Source organism: Curtobacterium sp. MCBA15_008 (assembly GCF_001865065.1).
Lineage (GTDB): Bacteria > Actinomycetota > Actinomycetes > Actinomycetales > Microbacteriaceae > Curtobacterium.
The window spans coordinates 1-1194 of the sequence record NZ_MJGN01000039.1; the positions used below are offsets into that span (position 1 = coordinate 1).

At 66.9% G+C, this 1194-nt stretch carries 1 protein-coding gene; it reads right to left on the reverse strand.

Annotated features, from left to right (window positions below):
• Positions 1-8: 8 nt before the first annotated feature.
• Positions 9-1043, reverse strand: coding sequence for an IS30 family transposase (locus BIU96_RS14505; protein WP_139200066.1), 1035 nt, complete (start codon positions 1041-1043; stop codon positions 9-11).
• Positions 1044-1194: the final 151 nt, after the last annotated feature.

Here is a 1194-nt window from a genome sequence, read left to right on the forward strand (position 1 = left end):
GGGTGGATTCAGGTGGTGGTTGCAACGCCGGTTTCTGGTGCTTGTGAGAGTAGCTGTTTGAGGGCTTCGGCGGGTGTCATCGCGTCGAGGCGTTTGCGTGGCCGGTCATTGATCTCGTCTTGCACGAATTGGAGCTCAGCGGTGGTGTGCCGGGACAGGTCCGTGCCCTTGGGGAAGTACTGGCGCAGCAGACCATTCGTGTTTTCGTTGCTGCCCCGCTGCCAGGGTGCGTGCGGGTCGCAGAAGTAGATCTGCACCCCGGTCGCGACCGTGATCTCGCGGTGCCGGATCATCTCAATGCCCTGGTCCCACGTGATGGACTTCGCGACCTCGGCCGGCATCCGCCCGATCGCGGCGATCATCTGGTCGCGGACCTCGATGGCTCCATGCGCCCCGGGAAGGTGCAGCAGCATCAGATACCCGGTGCTGCGCTCGACGAGCGTGCCGATCGCGGACCGGTTCCCGGCACCCATGATCAGGTCCCCTTCCCAATGGCCAGGGACGGCGCGGTCGGCGACCTCGGCTGGCCGGTCAGCGATCATCACCATCTCCGGGATCTTCGACGCCCGGGTCGTGGCGCGGCCCTGCGGTTTCCGGAGCGTGCGCCCGGTGCGTAGGCACGCGGCGAGTTCGCGGCGCAGTTCCCCGCGGCCCTGCACGAACAACGCCTGGTAGATCGTTTCGTGCGACACCCGCATCTCCGACTCGTTCGGAAACGCCCGCCGAAGCCGCAAACTGATCTGTTCCGGGGAACGTTTCTGGAGCAACCCAGTCTGCACGTACTCACGGAGCCGATCGTTGCTGGCGAGCTTGCCGGACTTCGGACGGCGCGCTCGCATCCAAGCGCGGTGTTGCGCGGTCCCGGACCGATACCCCCGCCCGCTGGAACCGGCGCGCAGCTCCCGGCTGATCGTTGAGGGAGCCCTGCCCAGAGCGCGAGCGATCTGTCGCGCACTGCGACCCTGCGCATGCTGCACCGCGATCTCGTCCCGCTCAGCCAATGAGAGCCGCACCCCGGACCCGCCATGACTCGCCGCCGTCATCCCGCCAGCCTCGAGGACCCACATCGCCGCGGTCGAGCGTTTCACACCCATCACGGATGCAGCCTCGGTCACCGTCCCCGACTGCCGCAACACCCGGAAAAACGCAGCCCGGAACTCCCGCGAATACGCCGCAGCACGACCCATCACAACC

Coding starts and splice junctions, on each gene's coding strand:
- BIU96_RS14505 (WP_139200066.1), bottom strand. CDS start 1,043: ATGACGGCGGCGAGTCATGGCGGGTCCGGGGTGCGGCTCTCATTGGCT.